Annotated in this window: 15 protein-coding genes and 1 rRNA gene; all 16 read right to left on the bottom strand. The window is 44.5% G+C overall.

The features are described 5' to 3' along the window. Window positions 1-229 precede the first annotated feature (229 nt). The 16 genes from GAVG_RS00905 to rrf all read right to left on the bottom strand — a co-directional run bounded on the left by GAVG_RS00905 (window position 230) and on the right by rrf (window position 21,627). A complete protein-coding gene (locus GAVG_RS00905; protein ID WP_009993879.1) occupies window positions 230-1,597 on the bottom strand; it encodes a hypothetical protein in 1,368 nt (455 codons plus the stop codon). A gap of 548 nt (window positions 1,598-2,145) precedes the next feature. Next, entirely contained in the window at window positions 2,146-3,579 is a 1,434-nt protein-coding gene (locus GAVG_RS00900; protein ID WP_009993881.1) for a Maf family nucleotide pyrophosphatase, read from the bottom strand. Window positions 3,580-3,612: 33 nt separating this feature from the next. Then, entirely contained in the window at window positions 3,613-4,644 is a 1,032-nt protein-coding gene (gene thrB / locus GAVG_RS00895) for a homoserine kinase (RefSeq protein ID WP_009993883.1), read from the bottom strand. 64 nt (window positions 4,645-4,708) lie between these two features. Then, window positions 4,709-6,097 carry a homoserine dehydrogenase gene (locus GAVG_RS00890; protein WP_013399435.1) on the bottom strand — a complete coding sequence of 463 codons (1,389 nt, stop codon included), beginning with the start codon at window positions 6,095-6,097 and terminating at the stop codon, window positions 4,709-4,711. A gap of 105 nt (window positions 6,098-6,202) precedes the next feature. Then, on the bottom strand, window positions 6,203-7,195 hold the full coding sequence (locus GAVG_RS00885) for a CPBP family intramembrane glutamic endopeptidase (RefSeq protein ID WP_009993974.1): 993 nt from the start codon (window positions 7,193-7,195) through the stop codon (window positions 6,203-6,205). Window positions 7,196-7,336: 141 nt separating this feature from the next. Continuing rightward, on the bottom strand, window positions 7,337-8,482 hold the full coding sequence (locus tag GAVG_RS00880) for a D-alanine--D-alanine ligase family protein (protein WP_009993975.1): 1,146 nt from the start codon (window positions 8,480-8,482) through the stop codon (window positions 7,337-7,339). Window positions 8,483-8,575: 93 nt separating this feature from the next. Then, window positions 8,576-9,571, bottom strand: a complete 996-nt coding sequence (locus GAVG_RS00875; protein ID WP_009993976.1) for an NAD(P)H-dependent glycerol-3-phosphate dehydrogenase — start codon at window positions 9,569-9,571, stop codon at window positions 8,576-8,578. A 206-nt stretch (window positions 9,572-9,777) separates the two neighbouring features. Next, window positions 9,778-10,659 carry a lysophospholipid acyltransferase family protein gene (locus tag GAVG_RS00870; RefSeq protein ID WP_009993977.1) on the bottom strand — a complete coding sequence of 294 codons (882 nt, stop codon included), beginning with the start codon at window positions 10,657-10,659 and terminating at the stop codon, window positions 9,778-9,780. A gap of 34 nt (window positions 10,660-10,693) precedes the next feature. Beyond that, window positions 10,694-11,566: an anchored repeat-type ABC transporter permease subunit gene (locus GAVG_RS00865; protein ID WP_004115980.1), complete on the bottom strand. Its 873-nt coding sequence runs from the start codon at window positions 11,564-11,566 to the stop codon at window positions 10,694-10,696. Beyond that, complete coding sequence (locus GAVG_RS00860) at window positions 11,566-12,387, bottom strand: anchored repeat-type ABC transporter ATP-binding subunit (protein ID WP_013399434.1); 822 nt, start codon at window positions 12,385-12,387, stop codon at window positions 11,566-11,568. Before GAVG_RS00860 ends, GAVG_RS00865 begins: the two co-directional genes overlap by 1 nt. Before the next feature lie 42 nt (window positions 12,388-12,429). Beyond that, window positions 12,430-14,274 carry an anchored repeat ABC transporter, substrate-binding protein gene (locus GAVG_RS00855; protein WP_009993979.1) on the bottom strand — a complete coding sequence of 615 codons (1,845 nt, stop codon included), beginning with the start codon at window positions 14,272-14,274 and terminating at the stop codon, window positions 12,430-12,432. A 25-nt stretch (window positions 14,275-14,299) separates the two neighbouring features. Beyond that, complete coding sequence (locus GAVG_RS00850; RefSeq protein WP_009993981.1) at window positions 14,300-16,747, bottom strand: choice-of-anchor M domain-containing protein; 2,448 nt, start codon at window positions 16,745-16,747, stop codon at window positions 14,300-14,302. Continuing rightward, window positions 16,740-18,128 carry a choice-of-anchor M domain-containing protein gene (locus tag GAVG_RS00845; protein WP_004113720.1) on the bottom strand — a complete coding sequence of 463 codons (1,389 nt, stop codon included), beginning with the start codon at window positions 18,126-18,128 and terminating at the stop codon, window positions 16,740-16,742. The genes GAVG_RS00850 and GAVG_RS00845 overlap by 8 nt, the downstream gene beginning before the upstream one ends. Window positions 18,129-18,141: 13 nt before the next feature. Continuing rightward, window positions 18,142-20,541 carry a choice-of-anchor M domain-containing protein gene (locus GAVG_RS00840; RefSeq protein WP_009993983.1) on the bottom strand — a complete coding sequence of 800 codons (2,400 nt, stop codon included), beginning with the start codon at window positions 20,539-20,541 and terminating at the stop codon, window positions 18,142-18,144. Between the two features lie 233 nt (window positions 20,542-20,774). Then, entirely contained in the window at window positions 20,775-21,329 is a 555-nt protein-coding gene (locus GAVG_RS00835; protein WP_009993984.1) for a cysteine hydrolase family protein, read from the bottom strand. 181 nt (window positions 21,330-21,510) lie between these two features. After that, window positions 21,511-21,627, bottom strand: a 5S ribosomal RNA gene (gene rrf, locus GAVG_RS00830). Between the last annotated feature and the right edge of the window lie 119 nt (window positions 21,628-21,746).

Below are 21,746 nucleotides of genomic sequence, written 5' to 3'. Positions count from 1 at the left end.
TCCGGTTTTGCAAGCCCCTAGTAGCAAACAAAACCGAAAGCAACAACACTCAACACCCAAAACCCAACAAGCTAAACGAATCAACACTGGGAAGAAAAGAAAAACAATAGCAAACCAATGTTAAAACAATAAAACCAAAGAGGACTGGGAATAAACCAGTGTGATGCTTCCCTACAAAACACCACACCAGTCGTTGAGCGCAAACCCTAAATAAGGTGGTAAATAATGCTTAGTGACGCATCTTGCGAACAGCAGCACCCATACCAGCAAGCATAGAAGCAGCCAAAGCAGTCAAAGCAACACCAACACCAGCATTACCAAGCTTCTCGCCAGCCTTACCATGACCCTTAGCACCCTTAGCAGCAAGCTCACCCTTAGCAGCAGCCTTACCAGCAGCGGCTGGAGCAGTAGCCTGAGCCTTAGCAGCCTCAGTCTTCTTAGCAGAAGCCTGAGCAGCAGGACCAAACTTACCATTCAAAGCATCAGCATAAATCTGCTTCGTACCAGGAACAGCTGGGAAATCAGCAGCCAAAGGATCAGAAGTCACAACAGGAGGAAGAGCAGCAGGATTCACACCCAAACGAACTGCATCGTTATAAGCATCCTTATACTCAGCCAAAGCCTTGTTATAAGCAGCAACAGCAGCGAAAGCAGCATCACGAGCAGCATTAAACTCAGCTTCAGCCTTCTGCTCAGCATCAAACGCACGCTGCTCATGAGCATGAGCACGGTTCAAAGCATCACGAAGAGCAGTTTCCTTAGCAGAATTATTCTCACCAGAAGCCAAGAAATCAGTCAAATCCTGGTTAGCCTTCTCAGCAGCAGCCTTACGAGCAGCAAGCTCAGTCATAGTCTCAACAAGAGTCTTCCTCTTAGCAGCATAATCAGCCTTCTTCTCAGCAAGATTATTATCAGCCTCATCCAAAGCAAGCTTAGCCTTATACACGTAATGAACAGCAAGCTTCTTCTTAGCAGCATCAGACAAGTTCAACTTACCAAGATCCTTGATCTTCTGATCAGGAGTGGTAGTATCGTCCTTCTTGTCATCCTTCTTAGGAGCCTGCTTGTCGTCCTGCTTTGAATCCAATGAATCCTCAGTGTACTCGCTGCTACCAAACACAGCCTTCTTCACAGCCTGATACTGAGCCTCAGTAATCTTGCCATCAAGCAAATCATTGTATGCCTTACCAAGCTTCTCAGCACGAGTACCAGCATACTGAGCAAGCAAATCAGGCTGGAACTCATCTACCGTAGGATTCGCAATACCACGCTTACGAGCTTCAGCAGCAACGCCCTCAGCAGAAGAATTATTCAATGTACCGTTTGGATAATCAAGAAGACGGTGAGATTCTGCAGCGTCTTGTTCATCCTCAGCTTTTTGCAACATGGCTTTAAGCTCTTGGTAAGAGCTTGTTTTAGAGGTGCGAATACTATTTGCTACAAAACCAAGTCCACGCTGTTCTGCCTCTTGAGCTAACTGAGTACGCTCAGTATCAGTAGCAGGAACTTTTGCAGCCATTGCTGGGGTTGCCATTGCGAAGCCGGCAAGCAAAGTAGCGCCAGCAGCGAAAGCAGCGATAGCCTTCTTATTCATCATTTTAATTTCCTTTCTTCTTCTCCTCCGTGCAGGTACACGAAGAAAAATCTTAAACATCCAACAATATTCAAAACATTGTGGATAACCACCATCTAGAGCATCTAGCTAGCAGCTTTTATTAACATACCCCCCCCCCGTTTAAAAAAGTCAAGAGGCACCCACATAAAACAAACAGAAAAAAATAATGTTACACACAAACTAATCCACAATAAAAACTATTTTCACCATAATATTTGCGGATTAACACTAATAAAACCGTAAAAACACATTATTTCAAGGTTTTTAAAGAATTTTCCCAGACTTTTCTCAGGAAACTACTCGAGCAAGAACACTAACACTATAAAACCATTGAAAAATCAACATTCCACACACACCACACACGCAACACGCCGACACAAACCAACACCACACCAGCGCCACACCAACGTCACACCAACGTCAAACGAAATGCCACGCTACAAAAAATCACACACAACTAAATTCCCGCATTTGTTCCCTTTTAAGCAAATCTGACTACAAACACGGGCGCGAGAACTGCCTTCGCGCAGCTAACGAATCGAGGCAAGAGAATCAAGGCGAGCGCGGAAAGACGGCCAATCCGTACGCATTGCCGTAAGCAGCTTTAGCTTCGGAACATCATCAATCGGCACCCACTTGATTTCCATACTCTCGTCGTCGTGCGCGCACGGATTCACACTATGCCCCGGCTTTTCAAACGCAAAAACCGTTGTATAACGCCAATTCCCGTGATTTTCGCAATACGCTCCAACAACATCAATGTCTTGAGACGTTATGTTAGCTTCTTCAAACGACTCGCGCAACGCACCCTCAATCGCAGTTTCGCCATCAGATATTGCGCCACCAGGAATCCCCCACGTTCCACCTTCCGCGCTCCAAAGCGCGCGATGTTGCATAACAACATGAGTCACGCGCCCAGTGGTCTCATCTCGCCTAGCGAGCAACACGCCAGCCGCGCCATTATGGCCCCAATGCTTGCGCCCGCAATCGCACATAACCCATCCGTCTCCAGGCTGGTGCACGTTTTCTTTAGGCACTTGCGCGGAAGCAGGATCGTCCTTAATCGCCTCTCCCTCTAACTTGCGACTATTCCACAAATCTGGCCAAGCGTACCCAAAATCGCAAACCATCTGCCTTAGTAGCGGCAAGCTAATCCCAAGAACTCCATGCGGATCGCCCTGAATTCCCTCAATAAATGCCCCGCCAAAGCCTTCTAGCGTAAAGGATCCTGCAACTTCCAATGGCTCGCCAGTTTCTACGTATGCGCGGATCTCCTCATCGCTCATATGCGCAAAAGTCACGCTTGCGCGGCTCACTTTGCACACTGTTTTGCCACTTTTCGTGTCGATTAAGCAATGGCCAGTAAACAATTCTCCAGTTTTTCCGCTCATTCGCTTAATCCGCTCAAATGCCACTTCAGGAGTATGCGACTTGCCGTAGCATTCGCCGTCTAGCAAAAACATGGAGTCGCAGCCAACAATAAGCACACTATTGGAATCAGCGGAAGACTTATTCACGTACGCAAAATCGTGAATATCAAAAGTCTTAGTAGGAACTTTTACGCCCGAAAAATCGCGAGTCTGTGCAGTATCTACGTTATGCGTTATATGCGATTGCGAATCACTTGCTAAAGCGCTACTAGCAGTTTCAGAAGATTCAGATTCTGCAGACTCAGCCTCAGCCTCCAGCGGATACCCCACAACTAAATCGCCACTAGCGCTCGCCGCCGTATCTGCCACCAGTTTCCACGCATTGTACACAGCTTGAGCCTTTGCTTGCGCCAAAATCGAAACGCGCTCCTCGGCGCTCATCTGCTCCACGCTAACACCTTGCGCATTTGCAGCATTACGCAACGCCGCTGGCTCATCCACCTCGCTCACATGAATCACAGGAATCACGCCTGCAGCAGCCAGCACTGCTCTACGCGATGGCGATTGAGAAGCCAAAATCAACGAAACTGTCATACCTTACTCTTCCTTTTTACAACTTCGCACAAATTATTCGCGAGTTATTGCAACGCCAATAGAATCAACATGCACGTGCAAAACTTTCCAATCGCAGCCATTTAAAAGCGGTTCTGCAATTTTTTCTATTTTTTCGCTTATATTAGTAGCGTTATTTTCATCTACGGTTGCTTGCGACTTTTCCTCATAGAACACCGCCGCGCAAGATCCAGCTCCAGAAATAGCAGCTGCAAACCCCTTATCTCGCAAAGCTTTTACTAAATACCAAGTTGGTTGCATAAGACTTGCTCGGTATGGCTGGTGAATAGCGTCTTGAGTAGCTGTAAAAAGCAAATCGTTTCTTGAAAGAGTTGTTTTTACGCAAAAATCGCAAGAGTTGGCAGAATCGCGAGAATCACCAAAATCACCAAAATCGCCAAACGCAATCGGCAATAAGCAAGCGCGCGAAACGTTAAATACGGCATCTGCATATGGCACTTTTTCTGGAAGAGCTTTACGAGCCATTTGCGTTGAAAGAGTAAAGTTTGGCACAAAAATCGTTGCACGAATTTGCTTAGAAACGCCGTATCGAACTGTGTGGAACTCATCGCCATTCTTCCAACTGGTTGTTAATCCGCCAAAAACCGCTGGAGCAACATTATCTGGGTGTCCTTCAATCGCAGCTGCAAGCTCAAAAATCGCCTGCTTATTAAGATTTCCATTATGCGCAAAAGCCCAAGCTGCAGCCACGCCCGAAACAATCGCACTGGCGGAAGATCCCATTCCTCGCGCTTGCGGAATGCGATTATGCGCTTCTAGAGTAAAGCGCAAATGCGGCAAGCCAAACGCTTCGCACGCTTTGCGAAATGCGCGAACAACAAGATGAGTCTCGTCTTTGGGCAACGTATCTTCGCCTTCGCCATGAATAATCACGCGAACATCTTGTGAATCGTCAAGCGTATCATTAAGCGTAAAAACTAGCGAATCCGCATAATCAAGCGCAATTCCTGCAACGTCAAATCCCGACCCAAGATTTGCGCTGGTTGCTGGCACGCAAACTGACACACTGTTGCATACTGGTTTCATTTCGCACCTTTTCCGTTCGAGCAGCCTACTTAATACTCAATTACTTAATTACTCAATTACGCGATTACTCAATAATTCGCAAAGCAAGAGGCTTTGCACACACAACATCCACTTTTTGCAAATCAGCAAGAATTGCGCGCAAATCAGCCTCTGTGCAATCTTTTACAAGCACACGCAAATCACCAGGACCGCCGATTCCGCAAGCTGGGCAATCACCCTCGCCCTCATATTGAGTTTGGCAAAGCATAGGCAATCGTTCCGCGTTAGCTCCATGCGCATCAAACACATCCATCACTTCGCTGCAAAGAGCAAGTGAAGTATCCTCCATGCTGCATCGCACAACAAAATCCGCACGAATCGAGCGCGTGGAAGCCAAAGATTTTGCGTTATACATTGGCACGCTGGCATCGCTGAAACCGCGCGCTATATTTCTAGCAGCTCCAACAATATCTCCAACAACCGCGCTGGCTGTTGGCGCACCACCAGCGCCGCGGCCGTAGAACATAAGATCATCCGCCGCTTGCGCTTTAACAAAAACGGCGTTAAAGCTGCCATGAACGGAAGCCAGCGGATGCTCTTTGCTAACCAACGCTGGGTAAACGCTTGCGCTCACCAATCCATTCGAATCGCAAGCAACCGCTGCAAGCAGCTTAATCACGCGATTTTCTGCACTTGCCGCAGCAATGTCTTCAGCCGTAATCGCGCTAATTCCTTCAACGCTGACGTCATCAATGCTTATTGGCATTTGGAATGCAAGTGTTGCAAGAATAGCAGCCTTGTTTGCTGCATCAAATCCTTCAACGTCTCCTGTAGGATCCGCCTCCGCGTACCCCTTTTCTTGAGCCGCGCGTAAAGCCGAATCAAAATCAAGACCGCGAACCGTCATCTCGTCAAGAATATAGTTTGTAGTTCCGTTTACGATTCCAAAAATTTGCGTGATTTTGTCGCCTACAAGCGACTCTCTAAGCGGACGCAAAATTGGGATTGCACCTGCAACAGACGCCTCGAAACTTAAATCCACTCCGTTTTTTTGCGCGCAATCGTAGAGTTCTGGACCAAACTTTGCAAGTAATGCTTTGTTTGCTGTTACAACCGACTTTCCGCATTCTAGAGCGGTTTTTACAAATGTGTGCGCTGGTTCCAAACCGCCAATTAGCTCAACGATTATGTCTATATCTTCGCGTTCACATAATGCTAGAGCGTCTGCGCTTAGAAGATTTTTGGCAATCCATGGAGCATCCACATCTTCTGGATGCAAGCATGCTACTCCTGCAAGCTCTAGCGGGGCGCCGATTCTCGACGATAAGTCAGAGTTTTCTTCCACTATTAGACGCGCTGTTTGCGATCCTACTGTTCCGGCTCCTAAAAGACCCACGCGGATTGGCTCAGCAGAAAAGTCGCCAGCAACCAATCCATCACTATTTTCTGCATTTTCTGCATTTACCGTAACCATAAAATCGCCTCCAATACCCCAAACGATCCCAAATTAATCTGGAATAAATCCAGAATCAATCCCAAATAATCCCGTAATCCGAAATCACACTAAACGCGTTCTCGCTCACACAAAAAGCATTATCATATTCATAAGCACTGAAACCACAAGGAAACCCATAATGCCTACTGTTCCGTAAAGCGCCTTTATTCCAGTACTTCCGCGAATTTCAAGCGGCGATTCGTAGAATTCAAGATATTTTTTGCTCCTTGCTAACAACACAATTCCAAACACAAACATAACAATAATGAACATCGCGTAAAGACCGATGAACATGAATCCAGGAGCCAGATCCGCTATTTCTTGCGGTGTAAGATTCTCCACTTTAATTAAGTTCCCGTTTGAATCCATCATATTGTCGGAAATCCACATCGCTATAACGCTTCCTTGGAAATTCACAATCATGTGCAAAAATACGCTGTATCTAAGCTGCGATGTGCGCGCATACATGTAGCCGAACACAAGCCCCAGCCCAAAAGCGTAGAAGAACTGGAACATGTTCATATGGAACAGCGCAAACGCCAACGCCGAGAACACAATTGCGCGCTTTTCGCCATACACTCGCAGTCTGTCTATAATCTGCTTTCTAAACAGCCATTCTTCCACAACTGGAGCAAGGAAAACAACGAAAATTATGGTTTCCCATACGTTTCCGCCTGCCACTATGTCTGCAATCCTGTTTTCAGCTTTGCCGCCAGATATAAGCGCAGAAATCGCCAAACCTAGGTAGCTTCCTGCGTACATTATCGGTACGCTCACTGCGAAAAATCCACCAAACTGTCTGAACGTCATTGTGAATTTGCGTGTTTCTACCGCTGGCACTCGTCTTAAAACAAGCATCGCTATCGGCAACGCTATTAAGTATTGCGCAATGTCTGACGAAACGAAGGAGCTTAGCGAAGGACTTAGAACACCTTTTGGAACGAACAAGCCTATAAGTTCACCTATTAAAATAGTTGCAATAATCCAAACAAATAGGAATAAGCATAGCGATATACCAACATCTCCTTGACGTTTTCGCGCTAGATGGTACATGTCGTTATGCTGAGTTTTCCGCATTTTTACCTCTTCGTTTGTGTTTTAAGTTTTCTTTTAAATCTGATTTTATACAGACTTTAAGATTTGATATTTGCGCGAATTGCACAAATTCTTCGGTTGCTGGCGACTAATCCTTAAAAAACTATGATTTCTAAGATTGTTTCAGTCTAAAATCACGCCTTCAATAAGCTTTGTGATTAAATCACTGTAGCTTATTCCGGTTGCTTCCCAAGCTTTTGGATACATGGAGATTGGCGTAAATCCAGGCATTGTGTTGATTTCGTTAATCATTACATGTCCTTCTGGAGTAACGAATGAATCCACGCGACTAAGTCCTCTGCCATCTGCCGCTTTGAACGCTGCGAGCGCAGTATTGCGAACGCGCTGCAAAGTTTCTTCTGGCAGATTTGCTGGAACTTCCACGTGTGAAGCTGCAGAATCCATGTATTTGCTGTCAAAATCGTAGAACTGGTCTTCTCCAGCCTCGCGCTTGTCAAGCACAACTTCTCCAGGCCAGCTTGCCTGAGGCTCGTCGCCGTCGCGCGCCGCAAGAACAGCGCACTCGATTTCGCGCGCGTCAATTCCCTGCTCTACCAATACTCGCCAATCGTGCTTTGAAGCCTCATAAACGGCATCTGCTAAAGCTTTAGCATCGCGCGATTCAACTTTTGTTACGCCAAAGCTAGATCCTGCTCGGCTTGGCTTTACAAAAAGCGGATACTCGAGTTTTGCTTCTTCAACTTGCTCAAGAATTTCGTTTGCGTACGCATCAAAGTGATTTGCCGCGTCGCTAGCGAACTTTCGCACATCCAGCGCGATTCCTGGAGCAACATCAATTCCTGCTGCCTTAAAAAGTTGCTTAGCGTAATACTTATCCATGCACGCGGCGGATGCCAAAACTCCGCAACCAACGTATGGAACTTGCATCATTTCTAGCAAGCCTTGCAAAGTGCCATCTTCGCCGTTTGGACCGTGAAGAACTGGGAAAACTGCGTCAATATGACCTAAGCTTGTAAGCGTGCCATCCGCCTCTCGCACCAAAAATCCATCTGCTCCCTTTGCAGGGTCTAGTACAACATCGCGCGTTTCCGCGGTTTTTGTTATTACCGGAAGCTCTCCTTCTTCCATGCGGAAGTTTCGCGGATCTTCGCCGCCAACAATCCACTCGCCTTGCTTTGTGATTGCAATGCGCACGATTTCAAATCGACTTTCGTCTACAGCACTGAGCACTCCAGCAGCAGATATGCAAGAAATCGAATGTTCGTCTGCTTTACCGCCATACAAGAACACTACACGCTTTTTAGTCATTTTTTTCCTTTGAAAATTATTTTAATTATCTTAGTTATTTAGTTATTTTAGTTATCTTGAATTATCTACGCGCACTGCTTATCAGGCGCTTCACTATTCTTCGCAAACATCTTCCTTAAAAAGCATTGCAAGCATTTCTTGGCAAGAGATTCCTTCTTCAAGCACGCGAGCCATTGCGCTTGCAAGCGGAGTTTCAACGCCTAAACGCTTACCCATCGCTACAACCGCGCCAGTTGTTGGCACACCTTCAGCCACACCATTGCTTACGGCAGTTGCTTCCTCAACGCTCATGCCTTTTCCAAGATTTGATCCGAAAGTGTAGTTGCGGCTTAGAGGAGATCCGCAAGTTGCGACTAAATCACCAAAGCCTGCAAGACCTGCAAAAGTGCGAGAATCTGCGCCTTCCGCAACGCCCAATGCCGTCAACTCTGCAAGACCGCGCGTTTCAATCATCGCAGCCGTGTTTTCTCCGTATCCTGCGCCTCGAGCCATGCCGACTGCGAGCGCAACCACGTTTTTAAGCGATCCGCACATTTCTACACCGATTACGTCGGTTGAAACAAACGCCTTAAAGTAGCTGTTTGAGCATGCTTTTGCAACGACTTCGGCATTTGCGCGATTTTCACACGCAACAACCGCCGCCGCATGCTGCCTTAATGCCACTTCTTTGCTTAAGTTTGGACCCGATAGTGCTGCGAAGCGGCTTCGAGGTAAGCTTAAAGCTTCGCACACAACTTCGTCCATACGCTTTCCTGTTGTGCGCTCAATGCCTTTCATAAGCGAAACAACAATCGCATTTTGCGGAATTTTGCCAGCAAATTCTTCGAGCGCAACGCGCGCAAATTGTGCTGCAATCGCCACGACTACAATATCCGCGTTTGCTACGGCTTCTTCGCGATCCCCAGTAGCTGTCATGTTTTCTGGCAATCGCTCTACGATTGGCAGCCTCACTTCGTTGCGGTGATTATCTCGAATGCCTTCAACAATCTGTGGCTCTATTGCCCACATTGTCACTTGATTTCCTGCATCTGCAAGCACTTGCCCAAACGCAGTACCCCAAGCTCCAGCACCCAACACCGTAACATTCATGTTTACGCCTTGCCTTTCGATTTATGAGTTTGTAAATTACTTTGGTCGTAAGCCATTTGTAGCGATTTACATCTAGTCAAGTTATAGTCAACTTAGTCAACTTTTAATCACACTATTACATAATTCTACACAGTGCGCTTTACGGATGATTCACAAAAGTTTTACGGCTTAATGAACCGCAAATTTACAGCCACTATTCTTTGACTCTATTCTTTGACTCTCTTCATAAGTCTATAGTCAAAATATCCTTCTGGTGCTTTTTCGCCGCGAATCTCTTCCATAATTTCCGTCATTCGCACGCGAATACGACGAGCTAATTCAGCAGCAGAGTCCATAGGAGGCAAATCACCCCAATTTTCCATATCTTTAAGAAGATCCGAATAATCAAGACGCGCATCGTAGCACATTACTACATTCTTCTTTGGCCATGGCCACCAATGATTGATACTTGCAGCACCCCAGACAACGGCGCAAAATAGCGGAATTTGATGCCCCAGCCTACGCGATGCTTCTAGTGCAATCACACCCACTCCTGGCTTCATACTCATAGGCCATTTTTGTGGGTCTCGCGTAACCGTTCCTTCTGGCCATACGCTAAGAGGTCTACCATTTGTTAGGATTTTAATCGATTCTTCCTCGATTTCACGCGCTTTTCCGCTTCTACGAGGTACTGGTTGCATTCCAACAAGCTGGAACCATTTTCCCATGATTGGCCAATGCGCGAGTTCTGCTTTTGCCATGTATCGCGGCCTGCGGCCTTGGTGGAATAGCGACGTCATTGGCACAAAAACGTCGAACATTGTAACGTGCGTGCAAGCGGTTATAAACACGCCTTCTTCTGGCACATTTTCTAATCCCCAAGCGCGCACTTTGCACCGAGATCTAAGAACTCTAGACGTTCCTTCGAGGAGGCGTTCAGTTGCCTTTGGATTTTGCGCGTTGATTTCTGCGGTGTTTGGCGTGCGCGCGCCCGTTGGATAGTAATAAGTAGGGTCAACTAATTTGTGTGCACGCGCTAAGCGTTCTACTTGCTCATCGCTGAGCGGCTTAACTGCGCTTCTAGGCGAAGGTTTTCCTTTAGATACCATACGTCTATTGTGCCGCAAACTATAAACCGCGATTTTACGCAACGACTGATCGCAGTTTTGGCACAATCCTCGCTACCAACCCGTGTTTAGGCGAGCACACCCACGCTAGAACAAACATAAAAGTCGCAACCAAAACGATTGTTCCGCCAGTGGCAGTGTCTAAACTCCAAGACAGGTACATTCCAAGAATCGAAGAAGCGCACCCAATAGCAGGCGCTAAAATCATCATCTTTCCAAGTCGGTCGGTGAGCAATCGCGCAGTCGCTGCAGGCGTGATCAAAAGCGCTAAAACAAGCACGTTTCCGATTATTTGCACAGATACTACTACAGCAATCGCAACTAAAACGTATAGCATTCCATCTAACCACGCTACTGGCAATCCCATTGCGCGGCTTGTTTCTCGATCCATTGAAACGCATACTAGCTCTTTGTGGAACATCATTAGAAGCGTTACGATTATTAGCCCTGTTATTGCTACTACAGCAATGTCGGAGTCTGGGATTCCTGTAATGGAGCCGAATAGGAACGATTCCAGGGATCCCGCATAGCCTGAAGCTTTTGATATTACTACGATTCCGAGCGCAAATGCAGACACAAAAAATACGCCGATAAATGAGTCTTCGCGAAGTCTTCGATTTTGGCTAAAGATTGATACGATTAGTGCGGTTGCAACTCCTGCTAGCGCGCCACCAAATAGCAAGTTTCCTTGCAACACAAATGCGATTGCGAGTCCTGGAAAAACGGAGTGAGCTACTGCATCTCCAATAAACGCCATTCCGCGCAGCACTACGTAGCATCCTACAACTCCGCATATTACGCTAGAAAGGCACGCTACTATAAGCGCTTTTAGTAAGAACCAAAGGTCTGGGTTTGTAAGGTCTTGTATAAAGTCGATTGGAGATAGCATTATTTTTCTACCACACTTTCATGCGCCATGACGCGCTCTACTGCTTTGATTAGTGGATTTTGCGCATCCACATGGAAAGTTTGCACCCATTGATTTGCGTTTAACGATTCTGGAACGCCGTCTCCTACTATGCTTCCGTCAAAAAGCATGATTCTAGAACACGAGTTTATGGATCCGATTATGTCGTGCGAGCTCATCAAAATTGCTTCTCCCGACTTTGCTAAGTCCAAAAAAAGACTCGTGAGTAGCTCTTGAGTAGGCATATCTAAGCCTGTAAATGGCTCGTCTAAAAGCATCAATCGCGGCTGTCCTGCGAGAGCGCGCGCAACGAGTACGCGCTGCCTTTGTCCTCCTGAAAGCTCTCCGATTGTGCGATCTCTAAAATCCGCCATTCCTGTGCGCTCAAGAGAAGCGAGCGCTATCTCGTAGTCTTCTTTTTTTGCGCGACGCACGTAGCCAATGTGACGAATGCGGCCCATCATTACTACGTCTAATACGGAAAGTGGGAAATCCCACGCAATATCGTGGCGTTGTGGCACGTATCCAACGTTACTTACTCGCGTATTAATCGAAGACTCACCGCTTTTATTAGCGTGTACTTCAAGCTTTCCAGAATGCGGTATTAGCCCCATAATCGCACGAAAAAGCGTTGTTTTACCCGCTCCATTTGCACCAAGAAGTCCCACAAATTCGCCGCTTTTAATCGTAAACGAAACGTCTTTTACAACAGTGCGACTGCCGTAACTTACTCTTAAGTTTTGCGCGCTTATAACAGTATTCGCGTCCATAATTGTATCCATATTTCCCTCGTCAATCCTCATCGCTTAAATCTCACTTAATCCAACATCAATCTCACATAAATCTCACTTCAAGCACTTCGCTAAAGAATCTGCGTTCGCTCGCATCATATCCGCATAAGTTCGCACTTTAGAATCGAAAGCATCTCCATAAATCTGGCACACTTTTACGTGTGCTTGCGCCGCAAGCTCTTTAAGCACAGACGAACGCGATATTAAATTTGGCTCCAAAAACACAGCTGGAATCTCTAAATCGCGCAAAATCTGCTGCAATCTACGCCTATCTTGCACGCTCGGCTCGCTCGAAGGATTAATCGTTACAAATCCTGCAATATTCACGCCGTAAGTTTTACCTAAGTACGCAAAAGCGTCGTGCGTTGTAACTAAATTGCGCTTCTCTTTTGGTATTGACGCCACTTTTTTGCGCATATACGCATCTACGTCTAACAACTTGTTAATGTATCGATCCGCATTTTCGCGATATTTACGAGCATTTTTAGGGTCCACTTCGCAAAGGCGATCTGCGATTGTGCGCACGTATGCTATGCCATTTTTTACGGATTGCCACAAATGCGGGTCAATATCTCCGTGAACGTGCTTTCCTAAAACTGCTTGCGGCAGCTGATAAATCTTTTGCCTTGCAGCTCCCAAAAACCTGTATCCTTGTTCGGCTGGTATCTCTTTTAGCGCGTTAGTTGGAACTTCTACAACCACATCGCGAGGCGCATAATACACGCGTTTTGGCGTAGTGAAGCGTTTTTCTTGCAAAGTATCTACGCGGTACACAAATCCACGTTTTGCTAAGTCGTAAGCTAAATCTGCATGACCTTTGTTCAGCACTACGCTAGCTCCACGCTTTTTGGCTATTTTTTGGGCATTTACGCCTACAGCAAATCGCATTTTGGTGTTTCCAAGGCTAGACACTACCTCGTTTTGCGCGTTTAGCATGTCGGCGTGCAATTCAAGCGTGTATTCGCCTGGCTTGCTAAACGCCCAGCTTAAATGCGTGTGCGCGTCTGCTGGCAAGTCTACGTGGTCTTCTGCGCTTATGCCGTTTGCGCTGTTAAAGTATGTTTCTACGCTTCCAAAAGTGCCAGTCAAGTATGCGAATAGCGCACCTGGTCCGCTTACTTTCGTTGCCGTTAAGCGTATTCTATCGGAGCGCTTCATGTCGTATGCGTTCGGCTTTATTACAGTTGCGCGGCCTTCTTTTGTTGCAGTTGAAGGCGCATTTGATTGCAAAGATTGACCTGACTTTTCTAGTTGGCTAGCATGCTGTGAATTTGTTTTTGTTTTATTGAGATTGTTTAGCGATGCTAACTCACCAGCCGCCGCCGAGGGCGATTCTTCCGCACGCTTTTGCGTATTTGTGCTTGCACCGTCTTGCGCACTATGCGCTTCCTCGCTCGGTTGCGCAGCCATGCGTTCTGTAGCAAGACCTAGCCAAATCGTGTCTAAAGACACGTCTTCTACCATCGGAATAATATCTGCAGCGTGCTTCACACTTTCTTCTGCAAGTTGCACATTTGGCACGCCTTTTCGCAAATTCGCGTCCAAAGCTGTAATTACGCCGTGCTCTTCCAGCATCATGTAGTTGCTAAAAGCTACATCCGCGTACACAACATCTCGAATTGAACGCAAACGCGGCTCGTACGAATGCGGATCCGCGTTATCTGGCACAATCGCACTTACATTTGCTGCGTCTCCTGCAACATTCGCCACCATGTCTCGCAAAACGCCCGTTGTTGTTACAACGTTAATTTTCCCAGATTTTGCGTTATTCGCGCTATTTGCACGAAGCGCGTTGTTAGGCGCACCGCACGCGCCCAGCGGCAGCGCGGTTAAAACTGCTAGAGCAGCAGAAACCGCGCGCTTCACACTTTTTTTACCTAGTAAATCAACGATTTTCATTAATTTTACCAACGTTTTCTACGCTTTATTTCAAATTCATAAGTGCTCTAAATAAGCCTCCTGCAGGTATTAGTCCACGTTTGCGTAGAATAAACAATCCAGCTGCGCAAGTTCCAGAAATTGCTGTAATACCAAGGCTTAAAGCCGTGTATGCAACTACTGGCTTGTGTTTGAACAATCCTACTATTCCTCTAGGCTCTTCGCTTTTAACGCCGCTTTGCAAACTTTTTCTTAGACCTTTAACTCGTTTGGAATTGTATTTTGATTGGATGCCTTTGTTTGCATGATTTCCAATTCCGCCAGAAAGACTTACAGACCTGCCAGTTTTGCCTCGATTAGCGCTTTTCGATGCTACAATTCCACCACCAAAGAATGACGCTCCTGAACCAGAGTTTCCTCTAGCTGCAGCTGCTAATGGAGTAACGCCACTATTATTGCCAGAATTGTCGCTGTTATTATTGTTATCTTTGTTATTTTTATTGTTGTTTTGTTTGTCTTCGTCGTCGGAGTTATTCTCAGAGTCATCACCATTTTCATCAGTTTCATTTGACTTATCGTCTGAATCTCCGTCTTCATCATCAACCTTTGTCATAGAGCAGCTCATTGGCTTTTCCATTGGGTCTACACCAATTGCAAAGTGGAAGTCTTTTGTAACTGTTTTTCCATTTGCGCTTACAGCAAAAGTAATCGTATAATATCCAGACTTTGAGAAGTCCCAGTTTAAATGCATATGCGTGTTTGCTGGGATTGTATACGTACTGTTTCCACTGCTAGACATGAGTGTTTTAGCTTTTACACCAAGTCCGCCTTGCAACCAAATTCGCACACTTCCTGGTCCTTTTACGGATTTAAGGCTGATCTTGCTCGGCTTGTGTGGGCTTAAATTCTGGTTACTCCAGCCAACCCACGGTACGCTATTTTTTTGCGTTTGTGGAAGTCGCCACACGCTACCGTCTTTAGCTGATTTTCCAGCATAAAACACAACTTTGCTCGGGTCACGCTTTACGTGGCTTCCAGTCACGTCTTCTTGTACAGCAAATCCTATTCCGTTACCAGTTGAATAGGTTGCTAAATCAACGTGGCCATGTTTAATAACTAGCTTATCGCCTTGTAAATCCTTAAATTTTGAGCATTTTTTGACGGTTTTTTGCTTTTTGTTTTTGCCTTTAGATTCGGCTTCAGATCCAGATTCGCCTTCAGATCCGTTACCGCCTTCACTTTTCCCATTGCCATCTTCCTCGTCGGAACTTTGGTTAGCTAGTCCGCCATTTGGCTTGGCACCAGGCCATGGGGTTACGTAAACTCTGTTGTTGTTTCCGTTTATGACAATCGAAGTGGAAGAATCTTCACCATCTTCATCTTCGTTGTCTTCAGATTCTTCATCTTCATTATCACTATCGTTACCGTCTTCGTCACTTTCGTTTGTATTCTGATTTTCGTGTTTATTTAATTCGCTATCGTTATCAGGATCTTTATCTTCTATACGAAAATATTCACCAGTAGCATCACCTTGCATATCCACATTAAACGTGTATCCTTGCGAATCTTTAAGGATTTTCCCGTCTTTTGTTTTAACTGTTACTTCTATGCACAGACCATATTCACCTGGTTTGGTAAACACCCAATTAACATGCAAATGCGTATTGTCGTTTCTATAAAACTTATGAGGAAAATCAGTATTAGGCGATCCTAAAACAGGTATTACCTTACCGTGAGAATCATTCTCATAAACATACACTGCTCCGCCTTCTGGAATAGTCGCAGACTTTAAGTGAAACTTTACAGCGGAAACAGTTTTACGAGGCAATGTTTGTGTTGTAAAACCCAACCACAACTTGTTATCTTCCTGTCCTTGAGGCAAAGCCCAAACATACTCGCTACTATTATCTTTAGAAAGAAAACTTAATTCTTTAGCAAAATCAGATTTTCTTAATTTTGTGTTGCTTCCAAGCATAAATTCTATGCGATCAGAATTGTACCTAACACCGTTTTGGGGTACGCCTGGGAAATAATCTCCTTGCGTTCCCAACACAAGATGCCTGCTTTTATCCATATACACAGCAATGCCATCAGTATGACCCTTGTACACCTTACACTTTTCGTATCGTGTGTCTGAATCCTTTGGCTTACTGGAATCTTTAGCTACAACAGCGGCCTTGCAAGCTTCTTCATTACTGGTTTTATTAGGATTATCGCTCTTTTTTGGATCTTTTGCAGGATTCTGATCAGTTTTAGGCATATTGGAAGAATCATAACTACTTGAATCATCCGAATATACATTCTCGTCAGGATCTTTATCCTCGTCGCTACTATTATCACTTTCTGTAGCAGAAAGCCCATTTTTTTGCGCTTCACTCGCATACGCACTGCCGCAATTGCAGCAGCACATCGATGCCAAGAATCCAAAAGATATTATTGCGCTTAAAATCGCGCTTAGTAGTCTAAAGCAGATTAAGGTTGATTTATTACGCATTGTTTTGTCCTAAATTATTAAAATCTGTGTTCGGTAAGATCGTTGTTTCTTCTGTAGGATTCACTAAGTCACTTAGTGAACTTTGATTTTCAACATACTGAGGATTTGGATTCGCATAAGTCTGATTCGCTTGAGGCTGAACGTACTGCTGCGAATATGGCTGAGCATAAGTCTGTGCTGGAGCAACTGGCTGCACTGGCACATTAGACTGAGCATACACTGGTTGCTGCGGAACTCCATACTGCTGTTGTTGTACAGGCTGTTGTACGTACTGCGGTTGCATTTGCTGCACTGGAGCCACCATTTGCGGTTGCGTTGGTTGCTGCATAGGAGCCATTGGCGAAACTTGCTGATTCGCGCCATGTTGGCTAATCGCCTGCTGCTTTGCCTTCTTGCTTTTAATTACAGCAAATACAATAAACGCAATAATTACGATTGTTAGAATTACAAATACAATCATCACAATTTGCGCTATCGCTACTGTATCGTCAGCGCTACTAGCTTTCTTATGCTTTCTGGCGGAAGCATTGCTCGATTCGCTTCCTTCCGCATTCTCATCATTGTTGTCTGCGTCAGACTCTTCGTTATTTTCTCCGTCGTTTCCTTCGTTTGCATTCGATGAGCCAGACTGAGAGTGCGCGCCTGAAGATGCTGCTCCTGCTGCTCCAGATAACGCAGCTTGTGGATCTGTTTTTTCTCCCACTGCAAAATTAAGCACACGAGTGTCACTTACAGCGCGACCATTCTTTAGTTTTCCAGAAAAAGTGAGCTTTACATGGTAAATTCCAGGCTTCGAGAATACCCAATTTACGTGAGTGTGCGCGTTCGCTTCAATCCAACTGTTTTGTGGATATCCTTTAGTACTATCCCATAATTGCTGTGGAGCATTATTGCCATTTTCAAGGTAAACGTGCAGTTTTCCAGGTCCGCTAACGCCATCAAGCGAAAGGTTTGCTCCGCGATCTAGCTCGTTAAGCACTCCACCTTCCTGCGTGTTCCATCCGAGCCATACCACATTAGAGTTTTGTGTTTGTGGAATCACATAAAGCTTTGTTCCTGGTTTTTCGCCGATAAAGTTGTACGTTGCATCGTTTGGCATAGGAACTATTGAGCTGTTGCCAAGTTTGAATACTACGTTTTCTGGGTCTCTCCATACTGGTTCGTCGCCAGTATCATCGCGAATTTGTATTTTCCAATTTCCGCCAGAAAGTGTTGGTCCAAAATCTGCGTGACCTGCCTGAATCATAACTGGCTGGTTGCTTGTTGCAGCTTTGGCGGACCCCATAAATGGAGATGGGAGTAGAGCCGTAGCTAGTAGCATAATTGCTGTGCATATTGATGCTATTATTGCCGTTGCTATATAGTGCTTGTTTTTAGTCATTTTTCTTCTCCTTCTACAACAACTTCATACGTGGTCTCATCAAGAAAGCCCCAGCTCCTGTTACAGCACATAAGCTCACGCTTGCAGTTCCTACAGCAGCAGCTACCCATTTTGTTTTGTGACTTTTTGCTTCTTGTTCTTCTTCTGAATCTTCTAGTACTTCTGAATCCTCAATGTTTTCATCATCAGAATTGTATGAAGCAGCTTTAGTCTTATTTGACTTTTTGCTTTTTTTACTAAGCAGTTTCACTTTTTTCATCTTCTTAGAATGTTTTGAGGAAGAAATACCATTTGACAATCCGCCTAATCCTTTAGAAGAAGATTTTGTGAAGCTTCCACTAGCATTTGTAAATACATTATTAGTATTAGCTCTTGCAACTAACGGAGTGGTTGCGGATTGCTTAAAACTGTTATTGTCAGAGTCTGACGATTCGGAAGAGTTATGCGAATTGGAAGACTCAGACGAATTGGAATCATCTTCGCTTTCATCTGACTTATTCTTATTCTTCTTTTTATCTTTATCCTTATCGTTTTTCTTTTTGTTCTTCTTAGAATCTTTATTATCTGACTCTGATTCCTTGTTGTTATTCTTTTCCTTTGATTCACCTGTGTTATTGGATTCTTCGTTCTGATTGCCGTCTTCTATCTCATTCTGACTATCAGATTCATCGTTTCCATTAGACTTATGGTTCTTATTCTTTTTACGATTCTTCTTATTTTTCTTATTCTTCTTATTCTTTGTTTTATTGTTGTTTTTATTCTTGTTGTTCTTCTTATTCTTAGAATCTTTTGAGTTTTCAGGTTGCGCATGATCTTTTTTGTCTAAATTCTTTATATTGACATTCCAATCGCAAAAATCATCGAAACCTGCGTTCCTATATAACGTTCCGTCGTCTAGCACAAGATAAGCGCGAACGACAGCATCCTGCATGCTTTCATCAATTGTTAATTCGCATGTGCTTCCATCGGCAGAACCTTCAATATTTTTAAACTCTTTTTCGCCATCTTTTTTAATCATCCACTTGTATTTTTTTACTATGGATGTAGCTGGCTCTTCTGGATCAGACGCTTCACCTTTTACAGTAGGAACTCGTGGGGAGAACAGTTTAGCTTTTAGATGAACTTTTTCTCCTAAATTGACTTTGGACTTTCCGTATGCTTGTACTACTGGGCGTCCGTCAGCGCCATGATCTTCTACGACTATTGTTCCGAAAGCTCTATCTCTATCGAAAGCTCCGATTCCTTCACCTGTTAGAATCACGCGAACTTTCATTCCGTTCATCGCAGGTTCTGCTGGCAGCTTTAGCCTTTCACCTAAGAAGCATGATGCAAACGTGTTTTCTTGTTCGTCAGCCCTGTTTATACACCATTCGTATGATGGTCGCCTTATTTTTCCATCTTCAATATCTTTTTTGAATCCTTCACGATACGTGTAAAGATTCAATCCACCGCCTGGCTCATAGGAATGATAATGTGGGTGGCTACCTGTATTGCGAATCCCTAGTATGCACAGATTGCCATCAGCACAGTCAGAGTTTTCAGAAGGATTATCGTCTTTAGTGTTTGCATCCAAAACTGGAATTTCCGCTTTTCCGCGTTCTTTAACAACAGACTCAGATGACACGGTATGATTATGGCTTGCTTCAACAATAAAAGTATATTTGGCAGTATTAGTGGTTTTAGTTTCTTTCGTCGTCTTATTTTTAATAACAGCGTACGCTTCTAATGTATAAGTTCCAGGCTGAGTGAATACCCAGTTTGTATGTTGATGTGTAACTTGAGATTGATGAATCACTCCTGGAAGCTCGAATCGGCTGCCTTCCTCTTTTTCATCATCTTTATCTTGATATTCAAATGATTTTGCTATGGATTCTTTATCCTTATTTTTTGCAGACTGCCATATTAATACTTTTGCACCTTTAGGAGCTGTTACTTTTTGTATAACAATATCTGCTGATGCGCCATCTGGATTTTCCGATCCAACTGCTTTAGAAGTAATGGAAGTATCCCACCCTGGGAATAGCTCTTTATCTTGTTTATTACCAGATTCGTCTAAAAGCCAATAACCTTGTGAAGCATCGAATGGTAACTTGTTTTTGTAATTATCAAAATCTTGCGTACTGTATGATGATTGACCAACCTTCATTGTTACATTTTCAGGCTTGTATAGCATAGAGTTGGCTTCAAAACCCATTATGAGCTTGCCATTATGCATAAATGGATAGAAGATGTCCATATGACCGTTTGCCAGCACATCTTTTGCACTTGCATCATACTTATAGATAGTTTGTTCTTCATCCGCATACGCAGGATTTGCAGCACTGAACCCCGATACCAGCACCGCAAACGCAAGCACCACAACGCCACACATTGCAAACGCGCGTTTTACCATATTCTTAATGACCTGAGTCATAATTACTATTTCGCTCTCTACACTTCATCTTCTCTATTTCGCAATGTGTACTCTTCTTTTACACATAACTACTCGAAGACATCTTTACAACGTCTATCAATAATAATAATGATTCTCATTAATAGTCAAGTCGACACTCCGATTAAACAAAAACGCTGGCAGCTCAAAGCAACCAGCGTCGATTATTTAATAATTGATTATTTAATAATTATTTATATTTTTAGCTAAAGATCTTAGCCTTCTACAATATCTGCATTAAGACAAGTCTTAAAGTGGCGCAAAGCCCACTCGTGACCTTGAGGATCAAAGCTTGCGACTGCATCTTTGTGAACCACAATCTTGAATCCAAGATTATACGCATCGACAGCCGTGTGAAGCACGCAAATATCTGTGCAAACGCCTACCAAATACAGCTCCTCAATATGACGTTCGCGAAGCTTAATCAGCAAATCAGTGCCATTGAACGACGAGTAGCGCGTCTTATGAATGTAATAAACGTTGCTTTTATCTTTATTTGCCTCATAAAAATTGCCAAGCATGCCATACAGTTTCTGACCGTGTGTTCCAGCAATATTGTGAGGTGGGAAAAGCTTAGTTTCAGGATGATACGGATCGTTTAGATGATGCGTATCGATTGCAAAAACAACGAATTCTCCAGCGTCTAGAAATTCTTGCGATATCTCTGTAATTCGCTTCTCGAGCTTTTGTGCAGGCTCTCCTACTGTAAGCGAGCCATCACTTGCAACGAAATCATTCGTATAATCAATGTTAATAAGAGCCTTTTTCATACATACTTCCGTCTAATTGTGTTAAAGCTACACTTACACACTACTCTTTACGCTAACAAGATTCTTTACACTAACATGTTTTGGTACAATCGCACTACAAGAATATGAACGTGTTCGACGATAACCTAAACTTAAATAATAAAAAAGCGGGGAACAATCAAGTTCCCCGCTAGAAAGAATAATGCGGCAGCGTGCTAGTCTCCCACACCCTATCGAGTGCAGTACCCTCACCGTGTCAGGCCTTAGCTTCCGGGTTCGGAATGGGACCGGGCGTCTCACCTGAGCCATGACCACCGCAAAACTAGATTATACACTCGCTTTAAACGAGCGGCAAATTGGCGGTTTGGGAACCGGACATGAACGCGAGCAACAGAAAAACAATCATCAAAATCAACAACTTAACCATAAAATGACCGT

The sequence above is a fragment of the Gardnerella vaginalis ATCC 14018 = JCM 11026 genome (assembly GCF_001042655.1).
Taxonomy (GTDB): Bacteria; Actinomycetota; Actinomycetes; order Actinomycetales; family Bifidobacteriaceae; genus Bifidobacterium; species Bifidobacterium vaginale.
This window is presented reverse-complemented; position numbering and strand designations above follow the sequence as displayed.

Excerpts from the sequence above, each read along its gene's own strand:
- GAVG_RS00905 (WP_009993879.1), bottom strand. The coding sequence starts at position 1,597 with ATGATGAATAAGAAGGCTATCGCTGCTTTCGCTGCTGGCGCTACTTTG.
- GAVG_RS00900 (WP_009993881.1), bottom strand. The coding sequence starts at position 3,579 with ATGACAGTTTCGTTGATTTTGGCTTCTCAATCGCCATCGCGTAGAGCA.
- thrB (WP_009993883.1), bottom strand. The coding sequence starts at position 4,644 with ATGAAACCAGTATGCAACAGTGTGTCAGTTTGCGTGCCAGCAACCAGC.
- GAVG_RS00890 (WP_013399435.1), bottom strand. The coding sequence starts at position 6,097 with ATGGTTACGGTAAATGCAGAAAATGCAGAAAATAGTGATGGATTGGTT.
- GAVG_RS00885 (WP_009993974.1), bottom strand. The coding sequence starts at position 7,195 with ATGCGGAAAACTCAGCATAACGACATGTACCATCTAGCGCGAAAACGT.
- GAVG_RS00880 (WP_009993975.1), bottom strand. The coding sequence starts at position 8,482 with ATGACTAAAAAGCGTGTAGTGTTCTTGTATGGCGGTAAAGCAGACGAA.
- GAVG_RS00875 (WP_009993976.1), bottom strand. The coding sequence starts at position 9,571 with ATGAATGTTACGGTGTTGGGTGCTGGAGCTTGGGGTACTGCGTTTGGG.
- GAVG_RS00870 (WP_009993977.1), bottom strand. The coding sequence starts at position 10,659 with ATGGTATCTAAAGGAAAACCTTCGCCTAGAAGCGCAGTTAAGCCGCTC.
- GAVG_RS00865 (WP_004115980.1), bottom strand. The coding sequence starts at position 11,566 with ATGCTATCTCCAATCGACTTTATACAAGACCTTACAAACCCAGACCTT.
- GAVG_RS00860 (WP_013399434.1), bottom strand. The coding sequence starts at position 12,387 with ATGAGGATTGACGAGGGAAATATGGATACAATTATGGACGCGAATACT.
- GAVG_RS00855 (WP_009993979.1), bottom strand. The coding sequence starts at position 14,274 with ATGAAAATCGTTGATTTACTAGGTAAAAAAAGTGTGAAGCGCGCGGTT.
- GAVG_RS00850 (WP_009993981.1), bottom strand. The coding sequence starts at position 16,747 with ATGCGTAATAAATCAACCTTAATCTGCTTTAGACTACTAAGCGCGATT.
- GAVG_RS00845 (WP_004113720.1), bottom strand. The coding sequence starts at position 18,128 with ATGACTAAAAACAAGCACTATATAGCAACGGCAATAATAGCATCAATA.
- GAVG_RS00840 (WP_009993983.1), bottom strand. The coding sequence starts at position 20,541 with ATGACTCAGGTCATTAAGAATATGGTAAAACGCGCGTTTGCAATGTGT.
- GAVG_RS00835 (WP_009993984.1), bottom strand. The coding sequence starts at position 21,329 with ATGAAAAAGGCTCTTATTAACATTGATTATACGAATGATTTCGTTGCA.